The 20,466-nt window shown below is 48.8% G+C and carries 16 protein-coding genes; 4 read left to right on the forward strand and 12 right to left on the reverse strand.

All coding sequences use genetic code 11. The annotated features are described in order from the left end of the window. The first annotated feature begins 154 nt into the window (after nucleotides 1-154). From gcvT to gcvPB, 3 genes are all read left to right on the forward strand, one after another. Nucleotides 155-1,291, forward strand: coding sequence for a glycine cleavage system aminomethyltransferase GcvT (gcvT, locus tag CHH60_RS14355; RefSeq protein WP_095359761.1), 1,137 nt, complete (start codon nucleotides 155-157; stop codon nucleotides 1,289-1,291). Continuing rightward, nucleotides 1,288-2,643 (forward strand): aminomethyl-transferring glycine dehydrogenase subunit GcvPA, encoded by a 1,356-nt coding sequence (gene gcvPA, locus CHH60_RS14360; protein ID WP_095359762.1) that lies wholly within the window; start codon nucleotides 1,288-1,290, stop codon nucleotides 2,641-2,643. Before gcvT ends, gcvPA begins: the two co-directional genes overlap by 4 nt. A gap of 74 nt (nucleotides 2,644-2,717) precedes the next feature. Then, entirely contained in the window at nucleotides 2,718-4,193 is a 1,476-nt protein-coding gene (gene gcvPB / locus CHH60_RS14365) for an aminomethyl-transferring glycine dehydrogenase subunit GcvPB (RefSeq protein ID WP_095359855.1), read from the forward strand. Between the two features lie 245 nt (nucleotides 4,194-4,438). On the opposite strand, the gene ptsP is transcribed toward gcvPB, so the two are convergent. The 11 genes from ptsP to CHH60_RS14420 all read right to left on the reverse strand — a co-directional run bounded on the left by ptsP (nucleotide 4,439) and on the right by CHH60_RS14420 (nucleotide 18,130). After that, nucleotides 4,439-6,151, reverse strand: a complete 1,713-nt coding sequence (gene ptsP / locus CHH60_RS14370; protein ID WP_095289546.1) for a phosphoenolpyruvate--protein phosphotransferase — start codon at nucleotides 6,149-6,151, stop codon at nucleotides 4,439-4,441. Next, nucleotides 6,144-6,419: an HPr family phosphocarrier protein gene (locus CHH60_RS14375; RefSeq protein WP_036617010.1), complete on the reverse strand. Its 276-nt coding sequence runs from the start codon at nucleotides 6,417-6,419 to the stop codon at nucleotides 6,144-6,146. The genes ptsP and CHH60_RS14375 overlap by 8 nt, the downstream gene beginning before the upstream one ends. 78 nt (nucleotides 6,420-6,497) lie before the next feature. Next, nucleotides 6,498-8,552, reverse strand: coding sequence for a glucose-specific PTS transporter subunit IIBC (gene ptsG / locus CHH60_RS14380; RefSeq protein WP_095359763.1), 2,055 nt, complete (start codon nucleotides 8,550-8,552; stop codon nucleotides 6,498-6,500). A 287-nt stretch (nucleotides 8,553-8,839) separates the two neighbouring features. Continuing rightward, the gene (glcT, locus tag CHH60_RS14385) at nucleotides 8,840-9,694 is read right to left on the reverse strand and encodes a glucose PTS transporter transcription antiterminator GlcT (protein WP_095359764.1); all 855 of its coding nucleotides are present in this window, start codon (nucleotides 9,692-9,694) and stop codon (nucleotides 8,840-8,842) included. Nucleotides 9,695-9,860: 166 nt separating this feature from the next. Further along, a complete protein-coding gene (locus CHH60_RS14390) occupies nucleotides 9,861-11,408 on the reverse strand; it encodes a flotillin family protein (RefSeq protein ID WP_095359765.1) in 1,548 nt (515 codons plus the stop codon). A 51-nt stretch (nucleotides 11,409-11,459) separates the two neighbouring features. Further along, on the reverse strand, nucleotides 11,460-11,996 hold the full coding sequence (locus tag CHH60_RS14395) for a protease (protein WP_095359766.1): 537 nt from the start codon (nucleotides 11,994-11,996) through the stop codon (nucleotides 11,460-11,462). A 214-nt stretch (nucleotides 11,997-12,210) separates the two neighbouring features. Continuing rightward, on the reverse strand, nucleotides 12,211-13,374 hold the full coding sequence (locus CHH60_RS14400; protein ID WP_095359767.1) for an iron-containing alcohol dehydrogenase: 1,164 nt from the start codon (nucleotides 13,372-13,374) through the stop codon (nucleotides 12,211-12,213). 90 nt (nucleotides 13,375-13,464) lie between these two features. Further along, nucleotides 13,465-14,052 (reverse strand): MSMEG_1061 family FMN-dependent PPOX-type flavoprotein, encoded by a 588-nt coding sequence (locus tag CHH60_RS14405; RefSeq protein ID WP_095359768.1) that lies wholly within the window; start codon nucleotides 14,050-14,052, stop codon nucleotides 13,465-13,467. Between the two features lie 291 nt (nucleotides 14,053-14,343). Further along, nucleotides 14,344-15,942: a UDP-glucose--hexose-1-phosphate uridylyltransferase gene (locus tag CHH60_RS14410; protein WP_095359769.1), complete on the reverse strand. Its 1,599-nt coding sequence runs from the start codon at nucleotides 15,940-15,942 to the stop codon at nucleotides 14,344-14,346. Nucleotides 15,943-15,957: 15 nt separating this feature from the next. Continuing rightward, nucleotides 15,958-16,947 (reverse strand): UDP-glucose 4-epimerase GalE, encoded by a 990-nt coding sequence (galE, locus tag CHH60_RS14415; protein ID WP_095359770.1) that lies wholly within the window; start codon nucleotides 16,945-16,947, stop codon nucleotides 15,958-15,960. 1 nt (nucleotide 16,948) lies between these two features. Next, nucleotides 16,949-18,130 (reverse strand): galactokinase, encoded by a 1,182-nt coding sequence (locus tag CHH60_RS14420; RefSeq protein WP_095359771.1) that lies wholly within the window; start codon nucleotides 18,128-18,130, stop codon nucleotides 16,949-16,951. Nucleotides 18,131-18,283: 153 nt separating this feature from the next. Between CHH60_RS14420 and CHH60_RS14425 the strand changes: the two genes are divergently transcribed. Beyond that, on the forward strand, nucleotides 18,284-19,246 hold the full coding sequence (locus CHH60_RS14425) for an AraC family transcriptional regulator (RefSeq protein ID WP_255247930.1): 963 nt from the start codon (nucleotides 18,284-18,286) through the stop codon (nucleotides 19,244-19,246). A gap of 159 nt (nucleotides 19,247-19,405) precedes the next feature. On the opposite strand, the gene mgrA is transcribed toward CHH60_RS14425, so the two are convergent. Continuing rightward, nucleotides 19,406-20,413: an L-glyceraldehyde 3-phosphate reductase gene (gene mgrA, locus CHH60_RS14430; protein ID WP_095359772.1), complete on the reverse strand. Its 1,008-nt coding sequence runs from the start codon at nucleotides 20,411-20,413 to the stop codon at nucleotides 19,406-19,408. Between the last annotated feature and the right edge of the window lie 53 nt (nucleotides 20,414-20,466).

Raw genomic sequence — 20,466 nt, forward strand, 5'->3', positions numbered from 1 at the left:
TTCTTTGGCCTGTCCTTTTCCTTTTTCCCAAAAAAACGAAAGTCAGGATCGAGCCGGCGCTGTCATCAGCAGCCTTAATCATACTTATCCAAGAAAAGAATGCATCATTCATGTTATACACTCGGCCCGGTAGCGGCCATAACGAGGTGATTTGATGTCCGATTTGCTTAGAACTCCACTCTATCCACTTTATCAGCAATATGAAGGTGTACGGTGCATCGATTTTGGCGGCTGGGAGCTTCCGGTGCAATTCAGCGGGATTCAGAAGGAACATGAAGCGGTGCGCGAACGGGCTGGACTGTTCGATGTATCCCACATGGGTGAATTCACGGTGCAGGGTGAACAGGCCGAAGCATTTTTGCAGAAACTGACGACCAACGACGTGACCGCACTGGTTCCCGGCCAGGCACAATACACGTTAATGTGTTACCCGGACGGTGGCGTAGTGGACGATCTGCTCGTATACAAGCTGGAAGATCAGCATTATATGCTTGTCGTGAATGCCTCCAATATCGACAAGGACTGGGCATGGCTGCAGGAGCACATGGTCCCTGGGGTGAGCATGACGAATGACTCCGCGGAAACAGCTCTCCTGGCTCTACAGGGCCCGCTTGCTGCAGACATCATTGGAAAAGTTACAGATACCGACGTATCCATAATAGAGCCTTTTCGTTTTGTACAGAATGCTGAGGTCTGTGGTGTAAAACTGCTCCTGTCCCGCACCGGTTATACCGGAGAAGACGGCTTCGAACTATACGTACAGGCAGATCAGGCCGCTGCGGTCTGGAACGGATTGATGGAGGCTGGCGCTGATCACGGACTGGTTCCGGCTGGGCTTGGTGCACGGGATACACTTCGATTCGAAGCGAAGATGCCCCTCTACGGACAGGAATTGTCGCCGACCATTTCACCGCTGGAAGCAGGCGTTGGCATGTTTGTGAAGCTGAATGCCGGACCTTTTATCGGACACGAAGCGCTATTGCAGCAAAAAAATGATGGACCTGCCCGCAAACTGGTTGGTATTGAAGTACTGGAACGCGGGATTCCACGTCCCCACTATCCCATCTACTCTGAAGGTGTGCAGATCGGAGAAGTAACGACAGGTACACAGTCGCCTACGCTGAAGCGCAATTTGGGACTCGCACTGATTGACAGCAAGTATGCTGCGCTGGGTACCCAGCTGGAGATTGAGATTCGCGGCAAAAAGCTGAAAGCCGAAGTTGTGAAGACCCCTTTTCATAAACGGACACGTACGTCAAAGACACCTACCCAAGGAGCTGAGCAAGCATGAGCAAGCACCGCTACATTCCCATGACTGAACAGGATCAGAGCGCCATGCTCGCAACCATCGGTGTGGACACGATTGAAGATCTGTTCCAGGACATTCCGCAGGAGATTCGTTATCAAGGCGAGCTGCCTGTTTCCTCCAAACTGGATGAATACGCACTGACACGTCATATGTCTAAGCAAGCCGGCGCGAATGCCAATTTTGAGACACACGCCAGTTTCCTGGGTGCAGGCATTTACGATCATCACATCCCTTCCGTTATTAATCACGTCATTTCCCGTTCCGAGTTCTATACTGCCTATACGCCATATCAACCTGAAATCAGTCAGGGCGAGCTCCAGGCGATCTTCGAATTCCAATCGTATATCTGTGAACTGACCGGCATGGCTGTAGCCAATGCGAGCATGTATGATGGCGCAACCGCATTTGCGGAAGCAGGGAACCTGGCCGCTGCGGCAACCCGTCGCAAACAGCTGATCGTATCCCGTACCGTTCATCCAGAAGCGCGCCAGGTATTGCAGGCTTATGCACACGGTCTGAATTTGGAGATTGTCGAGATTGGTTATCAGAATGGGGTGACCGACTGGGAGGCCCTTCAAGCGGCCGTATCGGATGATACCGCAGCCGTCATGATCCAGAGCCCGAACTTCTTCGGTGCCGTGGAAAATGTAAAACAGGCTGCAGACCTCGCGCATGCGCACAAGGGTCTGCTCGTAGTCAGCGCAAATCCGCTGGCGCTTGGTATGCTTGAAGCTCCAGGCAAGCTGGGTGCCGACATCGTTGTCGGTGATGCACAGCCCCTTGGCATCTCCGCTTCGCTAGGTGGTCCTACATGTGGATATTTCGCTGTATCCCAGACGCATATGCGCCGGATTCCTGGCCGAATCGTTGGCCAGACAACCGATCGCAACGGCAAACGCGGTTTTGTACTGACGCTCCAAGCGCGCGAACAGCATATCCGCCGCGAAAAGGCGACATCCAATATTTGCTCCAATCAGGCATTGCTTGCCCTTAGCGCTTCGGTGTATATGTCTACTATGGGAAGACAGGGCATGATGGATGTGGCTGATCTGAATTTGCAAAAGAGTCATTATGCTCTTCAAGCACTGACTGCAATTCCTGGAGTCAGCCTTACTTTTAAAGCACCTACATTCAATGAGTTTGTCATCAAGCTGCCTGAAGGGACAGACATCGATGCCCTTCAGTTGAAGCTGCTGGATGCCGGTTTCATCGGTGGATATGAACTTGGACGGGATTACCCGGAGCTTGCCGGACATATGCTGGTCGCTGTTACGGAACGGCGCAGTAAGGAAGAGATTGACGAATTCGCACGTGTATTGGAGGGATCGCTGTGACTCAGGAAATAACAACCATCCAAGGACAGCCGGAAACGGCAGCTCCTTCGCAAGCCGAAACCAGCACGCAACAAATGACACAAGCAGCATCGCCTGCTCCAGAGCAATCGCTGATCTTTGAACTGAGCAGCCCGGGGCGTGTCGCTTACTCCCTGCCTGAATGCGATGTTCCGCGTCAAGATCCCGCCAGCTTGATTCCCCGGGAAATGCTGCGTTCGGAAGCAGCTGCACTGCCTGAGGTATTTGAAGTGGATGTCATTCGTCACTATACTGCCCTTTCTCGCCGGAACTTTGGGGTAGATAACGGATTCTATCCACTCGGCTCTTGTACAATGAAGTACAATCCGAAGATTAACGAAGATGTAGCTCGCTACAATGGATTTGCCAAAATCCATCCGTATCAGCCTGAATCCAGTATCCAAGGTGCACTTGAACTTCTGCATACGTTGCAAAACGACCTTGCAGGTCTGACTGGCATGGACGCGGTGACCCTGCAACCAGCTGCTGGTGCACATGGTGAATGGACCGGCCTCATGATGATTCGTGCCTATCACGAAGGTCGTGGTGAACAGCGGACCAAAGTCATTGTTCCGGATTCTTCACACGGCACCAACCCGGCAAGTGCAACCGTGGCTGGCTTTGAGACGGTAACCATTCCATCCCGTGCGGACGGTCTGGTCGATCTGGATGCACTGCGTGCGGCCGTAGGTTCCGATACCGCAGCCTTGATGCTGACCAACCCAAATACCCTGGGATTGTTTGAAAAGGACATTCAGGAGATTGCCTCCATCGTGCATCAAGCTGGTGGCCTTCTCTATTATGACGGAGCCAACTCCAATGCCATTATGGGTATTACCCGTCCTGGGGACATGGGCTTCGATGTCGTGCATCTGAACTTGCACAAAACGATGAGTACTCCGCATGGCGGAGGTGGTCCTGGTGCCGGACCCGTCGGCGTAAAAAATCGTCTGATTCCGTTCCTGCCGAAACCGATGGTGATCAAGAACGATCAGGGACAATACGCCCTGGATCGGGAAGGAGATCAATCGATTGGTCGGGTCAAAGCCTATTACGGCAACTTCGGCATCTTGGTACGCGCCTATGCCTACATTCGTACGTATGGACCTGAAGGCTTGCGCCGGGTATCCGAATGTGCCGTACTCAATGCAAACTATATGATGGCACGTCTTGCACCTTATTACGAAATTCCGTACCCAGGCGTATGTAAGCATGAATTTGTCATGTCTGGCCGAGGCCTGAAGCAATATGGTGTAAGAACATTGGATGTAGCCAAACGGCTGCTTGATTTCGGGTATCATCCGCCAACCGTCTACTTCCCGCTCAACGTAGAGGAATGTATCATGATTGAACCAACGGAAACAGAAAGCAAAGAAACGCTGGATGGCTTTATCGATACGATGATTCGCATTGCCAAGGAAGCAGAAGAGACACCTGAACTGGTACTCAATGCCCCCTATGGCACGCCGGTTACCCGTCTGGATGAGACCACAGCAGCACGTAAACCTGTATTGAACTGCGCGTGCAGTTAACCCAGCCATTCAACTAAACGGCTCCAGCTGATGTTTCAACGTCAGCTGAAGCCGTTTTTTATTTGCTAATGTCGCTGCCTCCTACGCGCCGAACGCTCTCTTTCTCATTTCATATAATCCTAAACTTGCCCGCAAAAAAAGCCGGCATCCGCTGTTCGCAGATACCGGCAATATTGCTGCATTTCTGCAGCCCATTCATCGGAAAAAGAAAAGACCTTAAAATCTGGAGGAAAACCCTCGCAAAATTACGCTTTGATACTTTGAACCAATTCAACCACTTGCTCAGCAGTTTGCATGTCCAGAGCTTTGGCAGCCAGTTCCTGCATGTCCGCACGGGACAGCTTGGTGATCTGGCTACGAGCTGGCAGGATGGATGTTGCGCTCATGCTGAACTCATCCAGTCCGAGACCAAGCAGCAATGGAATTGCTGTTTCGTCTCCTGCCATCTCTCCACACATGCCAACCCATTTACCTTCGCGATGTGCTGCATCGATGACCATTTTCACCAGACGCAGAATAGCAGGGTTGTATGGTTGGTACAGATAGGATACACGCTCGTTCATACGGTCAGCTGCCATAGTGTATTGAATCAGATCGTTCGTTCCGATACTGAAGAAATCAACCTCTTTGGCGAATTGATCCGCAAGCACAGCAGTTGAAGGAATTTCAACCATGATACCCAGTTGGATGCTGTCGGAAACAGCAATACCTTCAGCTACCAGCTTTTCCTTCTCTTCGAGCAGGACCGCTTTCGCTTCACGGAATTCACCCAGTGTTGCGATCATTGGGAACATGACACGCAGGTTGCCATGTACGCTAGCACGCAGCAATGCACGCAATTGAGTACGGAAAATATCCAGACGGTCCAGACACAGACGAACTGCACGGAAACCAAGGAATGGATTCATTTCTTTTGGCAGATCCAGATATGGAAGCTCTTTGTCTCCACCGATATCGAGTGTACGAACAACGACAGGCTTACCTTCCATTTTTTCAAGTACAGCTTTGTAAGCATTGTACTGAATATCCTCGGAAGGAAGTTTGTCTCTGCCCATGTACAAGAACTCGGTACGGTACAGGCCTACAGCCTCTCCACCGTTCTCCAGAACACCAGTAACGTCATTCGGCGTACCAATGTTAGCTGCCAGTTCCACATGAACGTTATCCACCGTTACAGTTGGTTCGTCACGCAGTTTTCTCCACTCGGCACGTTGTGCATCATATTGTTCCTGTTTGGAACGATACTCCGCAATTACCTCATCTGTTGGGTTAACCAGAACATGACCGTCCAAGCCATCAACGATAATCATATCGCCTTGTTTGGCTTGAGCCAGAATGTCTTTGGTTCCCACAACAGCCGGGATTTCAAGAGAACGAGCCATGATTGCAGAGTGGGAAGTACGTCCGCCAATGTTGGTTGCAAAACCTTTTACATATTGACGGTTCAATTGAGCTGTATCGGAAGGCGTCAGATCCTCCGCCAGCACAATCACTTCCTCGCTGATCTCAGCCGGACTCATGAAGTCGATACCAAGCAAGTGATTCAGCACACGTTTGGTTACGTCACGCATATCTGCAGCACGTTCCTGCAGGTAAGCACTCTTCATGTTCTCGAACATGGAGATAAATTGCGATGCCGTTTCGTTGAGTGCAAATTCTGCATTCACTTTTTCATCAGCAATTTTTGCTTTTACCGGATCAATCAGTTCCGGGTCATTCAGAATGAGCAAATGGGAAGCAAAGATTTCAGCTTTCTTCTCGCCAAGCTCTTGTAAAGTACGCTCTTTGATCGCCTCAAGCTCAGACTGGGACTTGCCCAGTGCTGAGTCGAGTTTTGCGATCTCTGCGTCAACGTCGTTGATTTGGCGTTTTTCTACAGAGTAATCAGGATGCTCCAAGATAAACGCCTTGGCGATAGCAATACCCGCCGAAGCCGCGATCCCGGAAACATTAAGCATTAATTTCGCCCAGCCCTTCGTTAACCATAACGTCAGTCAGAGCTTGAAGAGCTTCAGCTTCGCCTTCGCCTTCAACGATGATGCTGATGGTGTCGCCTTGTTCCAGACCGAGGGACAGAACGCCCAGGATGGATTTCAGTGTTACTTTTTTACCATTAGCTTCTGCAAAGGATTCTGCACCTTTAAATTTGTTAGCTGTATTAACCAAGGCTGTCGCCGGACGTGCGTGGATACCATCTTCGTCTGTAATTCTGAATGTTTGTTGCATTACAATCATCTCACTTTCAAGTAGTTTATTTTAGGCATTGCATATATTTACACTTGCTTGCCATTGTCGGAACACTTCTTATTTTATCTCAATGATTGGCTGATCGCCAATTTTCAGTACTCCACTCTTCTTCAGGGTCACCGTGGAGCCTTCGGGCAAGTTGGTGAAAATCACTGGCGAGATGATAGAAGGAGCGTTAGCTTTCACATACTCCAAGTCCACTTCCATAATCGGTTGACCGGCCGATACCAGATCACCTTCCTGCACAAGCACGTTGAAACCTTGACCTTTCAATTTCACCGTGTTGACACCTATATGAACCAGTACTTCCTTGCCGCCGTCAGACATGATACCGACAGCATGTTTGCTAGGGAATACGTTAAACACTTTACCGTACACAGGCGAAGTAATCTTGCCATCATGCGGCAGCACAGCGAAACCGTCACCTGTCATTTTCTCGGCAAAGACCGGATCAGGTACGTTAGTGATATCCATCAATTCACCGTTAACCGGCATGACGATATCTTCGGCAATAATGCGTTCGCCTTCTGCTCCCGCCGCCTTCTCCTCTTCAGGAGCAGGTGTAACATCAGCAGCTGGTGCTGGTGCCGGGGTGCGTCCTGCAATGATGTCCTGCATTTGGGACTTGATTGTATCTGAACGTGTACCGAAAATGGCCTGTACATTATTACCCACTTCAAGCACGCCAGATGCACCTAATTGTTTCAAACGATCTTTATTTACATTGGATTTCTCATTTACTTCAATCCGCAAACGAGTGATACATGCATCCAGGTGTTTGATATTCTGCTGTCCACCGAAGGCTTCCAGAATATTGTGTGGCAGATCGTCTGTTGAACCTGATCCTCCACCCGAGTTTGTTTCAGGTGTTGCATCTTCGCGACCTGGTGTTTTGAGGTTGAACTTGCGAATGATCATTCGGAATCCGAAGTAGTAGATCACGGCAAGAATCAAACCGACGATAATAACGTCCCACCATGGTGTGCGGTTCGGGATGATCCCGAAAATCAGGAAGTCAATGAATCCACCGGAGAACGTCATCCCGATTTTGACACCCAGAATTTGCATTGTCATGAAAGACAAACCTGCGAAGATACAGTGTACTGCAAACAGGACTGGCGCCACAAACAGGAACGAGAATTCAAGTGGCTCTGTAATCCCGGTAAGGAACGAGGTCAGCGCAGCTGAACCCATGATCCCTGCAACATACTTTTTGTGCTCCGGTCTTGCTTCATGGTACATCGCAAGTGCCGCAGCCGGCAAACCGAACATCATGAACGGGAATTTACCCACTTGGAAGGTTCCCGCCGTGAGGTTTACACCATCACGCAATTGGTTGAAGAAGATCTGCTGGTCCCCACGAATAACGTCTCCAGCTTTGTTCACATACTCACCGAATTCAAACCAGAATGGAGAGTAGAAAATGTGGTGGAGTCCAAACGGAATAAGGGACCGTTCCACAACTCCGAAAATGAATGCCGAGAGCGTCGGACTCGTATCTACCATGAAATGAGATACAGCATTCAGTCCATTTTGAATCGGTGGCCAGATGACCACCAGCAGTAGCCCGAGCAAGAGGGAAACAACCGAAGTGATAATCGGAACAAATCGTTTACCTGCAAAGAATCCAAGGTAAGACGGCAGTTCGATTTTGAAGAACCGATTGTAACACAGTGCTGCGGCTATACCAATGATGATACCTCCGAACACACCTGTACTCAGTGTAGGAATACCCAAAATACTGGCATAACCTGGTACTTCGCCGATCATTGCCGGCGTTACACCAACTGCAGTACCCAAAGTGACATTCATCACCAGATAACCAATGATGGCCGCAAGACCTGCCACACCTTCGCCTCCGGCTAGCCCAACGGCTACACCTACGGCAAAGAGCAATGCCAGATTGTCAAATACGATCTGACCTGCGTTCATCATGATTGTTGCAATTGAGTTCACCCATGGGGTATCCAGTGCCGTTACATATTGCAAAAAGTCCGGATTCACCAGCATGTTACCGATTCCGAGCAATAAGCCCGCTGCTGGTAGAATGGCTACAGGAAGCATAAGAGCTTTACCTACTCTTTGCAAGACGCCAAAAAGCTTTTTAAACATCGCGTCGTATTCACCCTTTCGTTAGATCTGTATGTCGTGATGCAAGCAAGGGAAATCAAAAAAGGCATAAGCTAATAAAGCGAATTGTACCAACCTTCGGGTATAGCATACCCTGTATAAGGTAAGAACAATCACACTCTAGAAACTCATGCCTGATCGAGTCAGTAACACGTCGCTTATGTTTTTTTCAGTTGCTTGATTACGGACACCATTGTAGCATCACTTCCAAAACAGTGCAAGCCTTTACACTAAAATTCTCAGGACGCCATTCCATACGTGGAAAAATTTCACTTGTTCTCTTCTTCTTTCCTTTGATACAGCCGTTGAAGATGAATAGTCAGATACCCCACCTCTGCAGGATAGACAGGAAGATTCAATCTTTTCTCCATGACTTTGGTAAGCTTCCATGCAAGCGAGTACATTTCGGGATACTCCAACTTGAGCAAGGAATCGAGCTTATGAAGTTCTTCCACCTTGTCCCCTCGACGCACACGTTCCAATGCAAAGCGGAGATGCGTAAGCAGGCGCGAATAGTCCAGCGACTCCGTTTCAAACGAATATTCCAACTGATCCGAGACGATTCCTACCAGGTCGGTAATCAGCTGTGAATGTTCGCGTACTTGGGATATGTTTTGGTTGGTCATGGCACTGTAGATATGCAGCGCTATAAAGCCAATTTCGTCCATGCCCAAGTCGACACCGAGCTTCTCCTTAATGAGGCGAACGGCGTAATCTCCCATCCGATATTCTTCTGGATAGATCTCACGAGTTTCATATAGAAACGGATTTTGGATGACAATGCCCTGTTCTTTGCGCTTAAGTGCAAAAGAAATATGATCAGTCAATGCAATATGAATATGTTCATTAAGCGGAACATCCGTACGCTCTGCAATATACGTAATGCATTCGTTAATAATCTCGATCAATGCCTCATCCACTTGAGGAAGAAGTTGTTTGTACTGTTCTTGTTCCTGCTGGTTTTTCAAAATGAACATTTTCTCCACAGCCATCAAGGGGATGATGTCACCGGTTTTCCGGTTGAAGCCAATGCCTTTACCGATGACGACGACTTCTCCATGTTCAGGATGCTGTGCAATAATTACATTATTATTTAACGCTTTGTTTACATGCAGGCTGCTCACTGTTTGCACCTCTTTTTTCATACCATCTGGAATGTGATGTCGTCACATCCTCGTAATGAACGAAAAGACGTCCGATGCGGGCAAACCGCGCCGAACGTCTCGCTTAAAAAGTAACAAAAAATCACGTTAAGGTCAATAGAGCTTCACGCATCGTTCACACCTAGTCCTAATCCTCTGCCCCAGTTCTTTCCACAATCTTGTCAATCACAGATGGAGTCGTTGGTGTCTCGCTTTGCTGAACAGCAACAGGTGCTGGTGTTTTGGACTTGGTCAGTCCTTTAATTAACTGCTCTACATCGATGCCCGATACGCTTTTCAGCATCTCAGGAGCTGTAGACATCAGTTCGGTCACATAGTTGCTTACACGTGCTGCACCCTCACCCTTACCTGTATCTACTACCGTCAATTTATCAATGGATGAGATCGGCTCTGCAATTTTACCAGCAAGTTCAGGCAGCATTTTGACGATGATATCGAGTACTGCAGCCTCGCCAAACTTCTGGAACGCTTCCGCCAATTTTTCCTTCGCTTCAGCTTCCGCCAGACCGCGCAGACGAATGACTTCTGCGTCCGCAGTACCTTTGGCCCGCTCTGCATCTGCCATAGCCTGACCTTCAAGCCGTTTTTGTTCGGCTGTTGCTTTGGCTTGGGTTTCGATGGAGTATTGTACTGCATCGGCTTCGCGCATTCTTTTTGCTTTATCCGCTTCGGCCGCCTGCTCGACAGCATAACGATCTGCTTCCGCTTTTTTCTTCACTTCCGCATCATACTGCTTCTCACGTACGGTAATTTCTTTTTCTTTCAGGTCAATCTCACGTTCTTTACGCACGAGTTCAACTTTCATCTGTTCTTCAACAACCGTCTGTTTCGCACGTGCTTCTTGGATATGATACGCTTGGTCCGCTTCGGCCTTAGCTGTATCCTGGTCGCGCTTAAACGCTGCCACTTTCAATTCCTTCTCTTTGGCTGCTTCGGCGATATTGGTATCACGTAATAACTCAGCCTTCTGCCCCTGCTCTTCCGCATTTGCTTTTTGAATACGCGCATCTCTCATCGCTTCCGCTTCCGCAATTTCGGCATCCCGCTTCACGGCAGCAATTCTCGGTTTACCGAGCGCGTCCAGATATCCTTGTTTGTCACGAACATCCTTGATGGTAAAAGATACAATCTGCAGACCCATCTTTTTCAGATCTCGTGCAGCCACACCTTGAACCTCTTGAGCGAACCGATCCCGATTTCGATAGACTTCCTCCACAGTCATCGTTCCGAGAATGGCCCGCAAATGCCCTTCCAGAACTTCCTGTGCTTCGCCTCGTAACGCTTCAACGGGTTTACCAATAAATTGTTCGGCTGCTGTTGCTACATCTTCCACAGCACTACCAACTTTGATAATTGCAACACCGTCCGCAATAACCGGAACACCCTGTTCCGTATATACTTCAGGTGTGGATACATCCAGCTTGTGAGACAGCAAGGAGATAAATTCCGATTGCTGGAACACAGGCCAGATGAAGGCACCACCGCCACGTACAATTTTAATTTTCCGACCGGACTCATCTTCGGAAATATTTTTATTACCCAGGAATGAACCCGTAACAATCATCGCTTCATCGGGTCCAACCGTCTTATATCTCGCCCAGAAGGCCAAACCAAGAACCAGAATGACACCTACAACAATAGCAGGAATCAACAACACATCCATATCAAAATTCATCCACATCTCTCCCTTATTTCATTGATGACGAAACAATTTCTCGCGTCCTACTTAGACGTCTTTAAGTACATCTTCATCCCATTCTGCTACACGAAGTACACCTTCCGTAACGTCCACCACAACAACACGCGCTCCTGCCGCAATAGGGCGATGTTCGAAGCTGGACGCGGTATGAATCGTGTTACCGGAAGCAACACGGATCATGACCTCACCGAAACCCTTTTCAGGTACTGGAATCGTAATTTCTCCGATTTTCCCGGACAATTCCTTCATGGAAAATGCAATGGAAACCTCACTGTTCCGCATCGGTTTGATATAAGCAAAGAATACCAGCATGGCAGCAGCAATACCTATAAGCAGGGATAAGATAAGACCCGCAATGGCACTTACCGAGCTATAACGTGTCAACATGATGCCAGCCCCGCCAAAGGCTGTAATAGAACCAGCAAGTACAACAGGTTTGAGAAAATCGATGCCTGGCAGTTCAAAAGCTCCATCCAGCAATCCGTCAATCAAGTCACCCAGCACCAGGCTGACGACCGCAAATATGGCTCCTCCGATTAGACATCCCCAATAGATGGACTCCATTCCCCGTTCCTCCTCTCTTCTGCCGTAACACCTAACTCACTGGGCATTCCTCATGTAAATAAATACGTAGCTACCTTCAAAAAGTTTCAAAATCTTTCCTCATTTGTATTCGAGACCCGATAATGGTTATTTTACAAGACTATTCACGCAAAAAGACCGCAAAGCTCCATATTGTGGAGATTTGCGGTCTTTATTAATAATTGAATGCCCTTTATTACAGAGAAGCCTTGTAAATGGATACAACATCTTCACGCTGCAGCTTCTTGAAGTTACCAAATGGACCAAACAGCATTGCCTTGTCAGCCATGACATCAATCTGGCTGTCGTCAATGTCATAGTCAGCAAGACGACTAGGCGCGCCAATAGACGTCCAGAATTTGCGCAAAGCTTGAATGCCTTCCTCGGCTACCTGTTTGTCCGATTTGCCTTCCGGATTGACTTCAAAGACATTAATCGCCAATCGTTTGAAACGATCCACGTTTACGTCCATGTTGTGTTTCATCCAGTTCGGGAACAGAATGGCAAGGCCCCCGCCGTGCGGGATGTCATACACAGCAGATACTGCATGCTCGATATTGTGGGTTGCCCAGTCACCGGCAAGGCCCATATTCAATACGCCGTTCAATGCCATCGTACCGCAGTACAGAATGGTTTCGCGCAGCTCATAGTTTTCCAGATCCTCTACCAAACGAGGTGCTGCATCCATAACGGTACGTAGAATTGTCTCACAGAAGCCAAGTTGTACTGGCGTATTCTCATCCAGATGGAAATAATGCTCCAATACGTGAGACATCATGTCAACCATGCCGTATACCGTCTGATCCAAAGGCACGGTATATGTATTAACCGGATCAAGGATAGAGAACGCAGGGAACGAATACGCACTGCCCCAGCCCAATTTTTCCTGGGTATCCTGATTGGTAATAACGGAACCCGAGTTCATCTCGGAACCGGTCGCTGCCATGGTCAGCACGGTACCAAGTGGAAGTGCATCTTGGGCAACTGCTTTACGCTGAGCAAAGTCCCACATGTCGCCATCATATTTCGCACCTACGGCAATCGCCTTGGCGCAATCGAGCACACTACCCCCACCTACGGCGAGAATCAGCTCGATGTCCTGAGTTTTACAGATGTCTACTCCTTTATGGACAGTCGAAAGACGCGGGTTCGGTTCCACGCCCGCCAGTTCTGTAACTTCTGCTCCGATTTCCTTAAGCAAGCCAATCACTTGGTCATACAGACCACTGCGTTTAATGCTGCCGCCGCCATATACAAGCAAAACCCGTTTGCCGTATTTCGGTACTTCGGTTTTCAACGCTTCCAGTTGTCCTTTACCGAAGATCAGACGGGTAGGGTTATAAAATTGAAAAGATCTCATAATCTATGTCGCCTCCATTGGAGTTAGAATGTTTGTACAACTCCAATTATAGTACCCCGATTTTATAAAAACAAATCCATAGTCACTCACTTATAACAAGCCGTTGATTTGCAGATGGGCACGGAACATATCCATGCTGGAAGGCAGACTCTCCTTGTCCACCCAGGTCTCGGAAGACCACAATCCCGCCTGCTTGAAGGCTCTCGGGCAATGGATAAAGCATTCATTCACGTCTACAATAACCGCTGCCCCTATCGTTTTTCCCGTCCAGTCCATACTGTTAATAAACTCCTCATCCTTCGTAATAGAAGCTGTTCCATTGATGCGTAATACTTCGTTCATACCGGGAATGAGGAAGAGCATACCCACCCCAGGATTGTTTAGGATGTTTAACAGCGAGTCAATGCGGCGATTGCCTGGACGCTCGGGATAGACCAGACGATGTGGATCAAGAACCTTCACGAAGCCTGCTTCGTCTCCACGGGGGGATGCATCACTTCTACCTTCCCCATCGGAACTGGACAGAAAAAATAGGGGTGACATGGATAAAAAATGTTCAACATGGGAGTCCACAAACGATATCGCTTTGTTTCTCACGTGCTCATGAGGCTCACCCACCATGTTTTGCAATTCTGCTGCGTCGGTGATTAGCGGTATGTTCAGTGGCTTCTTTTGCATCTATTCGTCCCCGTTTCCTAAACTTCAAGTATTTGTTCAATCCTATGATAATCATTCTCATATTATACAATGAACGACCCACCTCTGCCATGGCTCTGTGTTTATTGATCAAGATAGAAAGATACTTTGGTTACTTGAGCTACATGAGTACAAATAACCATCGAACCACATACACAAGTAATTGCAAGTTGAATGATTTATTGTATTGAATAAAAAGGATAGACGAGCATTGCTGCTCACCTATCCTTTGCAATTGATTATTCATAGCATAATATTACTGGCCACTTGTACTTATTCGGTATATCCCATGCTTTCTACAAATCGACGGAAACCCTGACGTCCGGCTTCATCATATTTGTAAACTCCGGCATGCTCCAAAATCTCGGAAAACTTAAGGCCTACTTCCTGTTGAATGAGAGCAACGGCCTGTTCCTTGTCCAGGTTGGAACCGAAACGTTCTTTCAGTTCTTCCGCCCAGCGAAGATGCTGGTTCAAAACATGATCAGAAGCCTGGGCAGTTTCGGCAAGCCGAGTGTCCCCTGCGAGAATATCAGCGATTCCGTCCAATTCTTCTTTTAATCGCCCTGGAAGGATCGCAAGCCCCATGACTTCGATAAGTCCGATGTTCTCTTTTTTCAAATGATGCATTTCACGGTGCGGGTGGAAAATCCCCTCCGGATGCTCTTCATTCGTACGATTGTTGCGTAGAACCAGATCCATCTCGTAACCACCGTCCGCACTGCGACGAACAATTGGCGTTACGGTGTTGTGAGGTACCTGCTCTCCATTCACCTCGCTGAACGCCTGGATCTGAACGGAAGGATCACTGTACAGTTTCCACGCTTCATACACGGCGTTACCCGCTTCGAGCAGCTCCGCTGGATCATGTGAAGCGAGCCGAAGAACGGACATTGGCCATTTTACCAGACTCAGGGTAAGCCCAGGTGCATCCGCATGACGGAATACCGCTTCAGGTTTCGCATTTTGGATGGCAAATGTATGGCGTCCGCCTTGGAAGTGGTCGTGAGTCAGGATGGATCCACCCACGATAGGCAGGTCTGCATTGGAACCAATAAAATAATGCGGATACTCGCCTACGAAGGCAAGCAGCCTGCGCAACGTATCTTTTGTCAGCTTCATAGGCACATGATCATGATGGAAAATGATGCAATGCTCGTTATAGTACACATACGGCGAGTACTGGAAGAACCAAGGTTCACCGTTTAATTCCAGCGGAATAACGCGCAGGTTTTGACGGGCCGGGTGGTTTACCCGGCCAGCATAGCCTACATTTTCCCGGCATAATTGACACTTTGGATACACCGGTGGCGGAAGCAGTTTGGCCATGGCGATTTCCTTCGGACTTTTCTCCGGCTTGGACAGGTTAATCGTAATTTCCATATCGCCATATGGTGTTTCCTGTGTCCAATACACATTCTTCGAGATTCGGTCCATACGAATGTAGTTGGAGTGAATCGACAGCTCGTAAAACTTCGATGTGGCTGCTTCAATACCTTCTGTTTGCTCTGTGTGGCGAAACGCGCGAACCACCTCGGATGGACGGGCCATCAGCTGACCCATAATTTTCGCATCCAGCAAATCACGGTACGTATCGGTATTCTCCGGAATCAGTCCAATTGCATAACCATAGTCAATCAACGTATCCAGCAAAGATTGCGGTCCATCCGGTACAATTTCGTTCAGCGCTCCATCGTACGGCTCCGAAAATCCGAACTGTTCCAGCAGAAGGTTGCGGCTATAATCATAATCCGCTTCTTCAATCAGCTTGTTCTGCAAGGCAAATGCAACCAGACGTTCAATGGCATGCAGTGCTTCCTGCTGCTCCGGTGTCCGGTCTGTGGTGCCTGCAGCATTATGGGTCTGTGACATATTGATGTTCGCCTCCTAGTTTTTTCCGTAGCCGTTAGGATGAGATTGGTGCCAGCTCCAGGCACTCTGAATGACATCTTCCAGATTGGTCCGTGTCGGATTCCAGCCCAGTACGGATCTTGCTTTGGCTGACGATGCGACCAGCACAGCCGGATCACCTGCACGGCGCGGCTCCTGTACAACCGGGATATCAAGTCCGGTCACTTTTTTCGCAGTTTCAATCACCTGTTTAACCGAGAAGCCTTGACCATTACCCAGGTTAAACACGTTGCTGTTTTCCCCTTTGCGGAGATAATCTACCGCGCGCAGATGCGCATCTGCCAAGTCACTCACGTGAATATAATCGCGGACACAGGTTCCATCTTCTGTCGCGTAGTCATCGCCAAACACGGCAATGTGCGGACGTTGTTTCAGTGCGGTTTGCAGTACGAGCGGGATCAAGTGGCTCTCCGGCTGATGGTCTTCACCAATTTTACCGCTATCATGTGCTCCAGCTGCATTGAAGTAACGCAGGGACACATATTTGATCTCCTGTACTTTATCGAACCAGGACATCATGCGTTCCATCATCAGTTTCGTTTCGCCATACACGTTCGTAGGTTCAGTGCGGTCGCTTTCTTCGATTGGCACTTTCTCAGGCTCGCCATAAGTGGCGGCTGTTGAAGAGAATACGATCCGGCGCACATTGGCTGCATTCATCGCTTCCAGCAGGCACAACGTACCGAACACGTTGTTGTCATAATACTTAACCGGATCCTTCATGCTCTCACCGACCAGCGAGTTGGCTGCAAAGTGGATGACTGCATCAATCGAGTTTTCAGCAAACAGTTTGGCCAGAAACGCCTTGTCACGCAGATCTCCTTCATACAGTTTGCCGCCAAGCAATGCTTCCCGATGCCCTGTCTGCAAATTATCCAGAACCACAACTTCCTCGCCGCGTTCCAACAAAGCCGCTACCGTATGCGAACCAATATATCCTGCTCCACCTGTCACCAAAATTGCCATTTTACTTCGCCTCCTTCAATTCTTTGACACCGTCGCCTACTCCGCACACATAGAAGTCTCCTTTAAGACTTGTACGTGCTTCATAAGCTGCCCCCACTTCGCGGACAAAGCGTTCTACATCATCCTCATGTACCAGTGACACCGTACACCCACCGAATCCGGCTCCCGTCATGCGTGCGCCAAGTGTGCCTGGAATGCGCTGCGCTTCCTCAACCATCACGTCCAATTCCTCACAGCTTACTTCATACAGATATCGGAGCGATTCATGGGAAGCATTCATCAGCTTGCCAAACGTTTCCAGATCGTTATTACGCAGTGCTTCTACCGATGCAAGCACACGCGCATTCTCTTCCACAACGTGCTCGGCACGCTGTCTTACCTTCTCATCCTTGATGTGATCCTGCAGGGTTACAAATTGCTCCGGCGTCAGTTGCGCCAGATAATCAAGTGCAGGCAGCTGTTCCTTCAAAATGGCAAGTGCCTGCTCGCATTGGGAGCGCCGCTCGTTATAGGCCGAGTCTACCAGACCGCGACGTTTGTTCGTATTGCCAATGACCAGCTTATAAGAGCCCGTACGGAAAGGTACTTTCTCATATTCAAGCGTATCACACATGAGCAGAATGGCATGATCTTCTGCTCCGTTAGCCACGGCAAACTGATCCATAATGCCGCAGTTGACGCCAACGAACTCGTTTTCTGCTTTTTGGGACAGGAGCGACAACTGTACTGTATCGATCTCTGATACACCTTCCATGGACTGAATTGCGTATCCCGTAAGCACCTCCAGCGAAGCCGAAGAGGAGAGTCCGGCACCGTTCGGAATTTCACCGTGGTACAGGAAGTCATATCCTTTCGTTACCTTCACGCCTTTACCTTGCAGTTCAACCATGACACCAACTGGATAATCTGTCCACTCCCCTGTTTTCTCCTTGCCGATCGAGGACGTGTCCAGCACGCCTTCATAGGACATATTGGTGGAAGCCAGCTGCAATTTGTCGTCCTTCCGTTCCCGGATAACAAGTGTTGTACCGAATTCAAGTGCTGCCGGAAGCACGTACCCACCATTGTAGTCGATATGTTCCCCGATCAGATTTACACGTCCAGGAGCATGGAATACACGGAGATCCGCTTCACTCTCTCCGTACTTCTCAATAAACTTTTGTTTCAATTCATGTATGTTCATTGCTGCTGCACCTCATCTCAATGTTGTTGTTTTGTTAAGGTTATTATACAAGAAAGCGGTACCTCTTGAAATGCAACCATGTGTGTTTCATATGGATAAATGTGACCTTCCGTCATATAATGGAAAGAACACCACAGAAAGAAGGAACGGCACATGATTGATCAACACAAGGAACATTCAGCAGTAGATCCGATAAAAAACACCCAGGAATCCTCGGGGAAAAGTGGAGCAAAAACGTACTCCGTTGCCTCCAATCCGGTCTATTATGAAAAGGGGCCGTTACATGTCCTTTTTGCAGGCGCAAGCCAGACCCTTCCGGGTCATGCTCTTGGTCCAAAACTATACGATTACTATCTGCTTCATTATGTAGAAAAGGGCGCTGGTACATTCCGCACGGAACTCCATACCTACGAATTATCCGCAGGAGATTGTTTCCTCATTCATCCCGGGCAACTGGTAAGTTACCAGTCCGACGCCCGACGCCCCTGGGAATATCGATGGATGGCCTATACAGGTAGCCAGGCTGGGAAACACACGGAAGAAGCGGGATTTCGTCCGGAAAAATCCGTATTTCATGCTGGCCCGTCCTGCGGAATTGCTGACTGGCTATCCGTCATGCAAAATGCATTTGCCGAGCGCAAGGAAAGCTCTCATTTTACATCCATCGGTACGTTATATATGATTCTAGCCGAAGCCCAAAATCACCTTTCTCAGGGACAAACCCTGATTCCTGGTGAATCTTCGATTAGACGGACGGTAAAACAGATGATCCAATACATGTCTACCCAATATGCTCACCCCGTCTCCATTGAACAGATGTCGGCCAGTCTCGGCTACAACCGCGCTTATCTATCCCGGATATTCAAGCAGGAAACTGGTCTATCCCCGGTCACGTATCTGCTCAAGCTCCGCATTGACAAGTCACGGCAGCTGCTGCGTGAACGTCCGGATCTGTCCATTGAGCAGGTATCTGCATCCGTAGGACTGCCAGATGCCCTTTATTTCTCCAAACAGTTCAAACGTTTCCACGGAGAAGCTCCGACTCTCTACCGGGAAAACATTCTCTCCAGACCTCCAGCTCCGAGGCCCGGCATAACAGAACCAAACAAGAAATAACCCTTCAAGAAAAATGTAAGTGGTTCGAACAACGTCTGGTTACTTGGGCACCATGCTTGATATGATTGCAAATTAGTGAAAAAGAAAAGAAGATGCATTTGCCATTATGGCTAACATGCACCTTCTTTTTTCATTTATTATAGGTTCTCAGTCACATGCTTATTTGTCATGATGTTCGGGACTAAGAATGGATTCAATTCGCTCCAGCTCTTCCGATGAGAAGTCCAGCTGATTGAGCGCGGCCACATTCTCCTCGATCTGCGATGTACGGCTTGCACCGATCAATGCCGACGTTACCCTACCGCTTCGCAAAACCCAGGAGAGCGCGAACTGCGCCAGACTCTGACCACGAGCTGCAGCAATCTGATTGAGAGCACGAACTTTGCGCAGCGTCTCAGGTGAGATATTGTTCTCGTTCAAGAAAACGGACGGCCCTTTTGCACGGGAATCCTCCGGAATGCCATTCAGATATTTGTTCGTCAGTACCCCTTGTGCCAAAGGACAAAATGCAATGCTGCCTGCACCATACTCATCCAGGACATCCTGCAGCCCATCTTCAATCCAACGGTCCAGCATGGAATACTTCGGTTGGTGGATCAATAGAGGTGTACCCAGACCTTTCAGAATTTCGGCAGCCTCTCTCGTCTGCTCTGCCGGGTAATTGGAGATGCCCACATACAGTGCCTTACCCGAACGAACAATATGGTCCAGAGCCATCATCGTTTCTTCCAGCGGTGTTTCCGGATCATAACGATGTGAATAGAAAATATCGACATAATCCAGCCCCATGCGCTTCAGACTCTGATTCAGGCTGGATACCAGGTTCTTGCGGGAACCCCATTCGCCATACGGTCCGGGCCACATATAATATCCCGCTTTGGTGGATATCACCAGCTCATCCCGATAGGGCTTCAGATCCTGGGCCAGCACCTGACCAAACAGCTGCTCTGCAGAACCTGCGGGCGGACCGTAATTGTTGGCAAGATCGAAATGCGTAATGCCCAGATCAAAGGATCGAGTAATCATGTTTCGACCGTTCTCCGCATTGTTGATGCCGCCGAAATTATGCCAAAGTCCAAGTGAAATTGCCGGAAGTTTCAACCCAGAACGTCCAACCCGGTTATATTTCATCGTTTCATAGCGTGTATCGCTGGCTAAGTAGACCATCATGAATCCCTTCTTTCCCCAGGTTCCGCTTCCTGCACTATGTTCGAGCGCGG

The organism is Paenibacillus sp. 7523-1, assembly GCF_002276415.1.
GTDB lineage: Bacteria > Bacillota > Bacilli > Paenibacillales > Paenibacillaceae > Paenibacillus > Paenibacillus illinoisensis_A.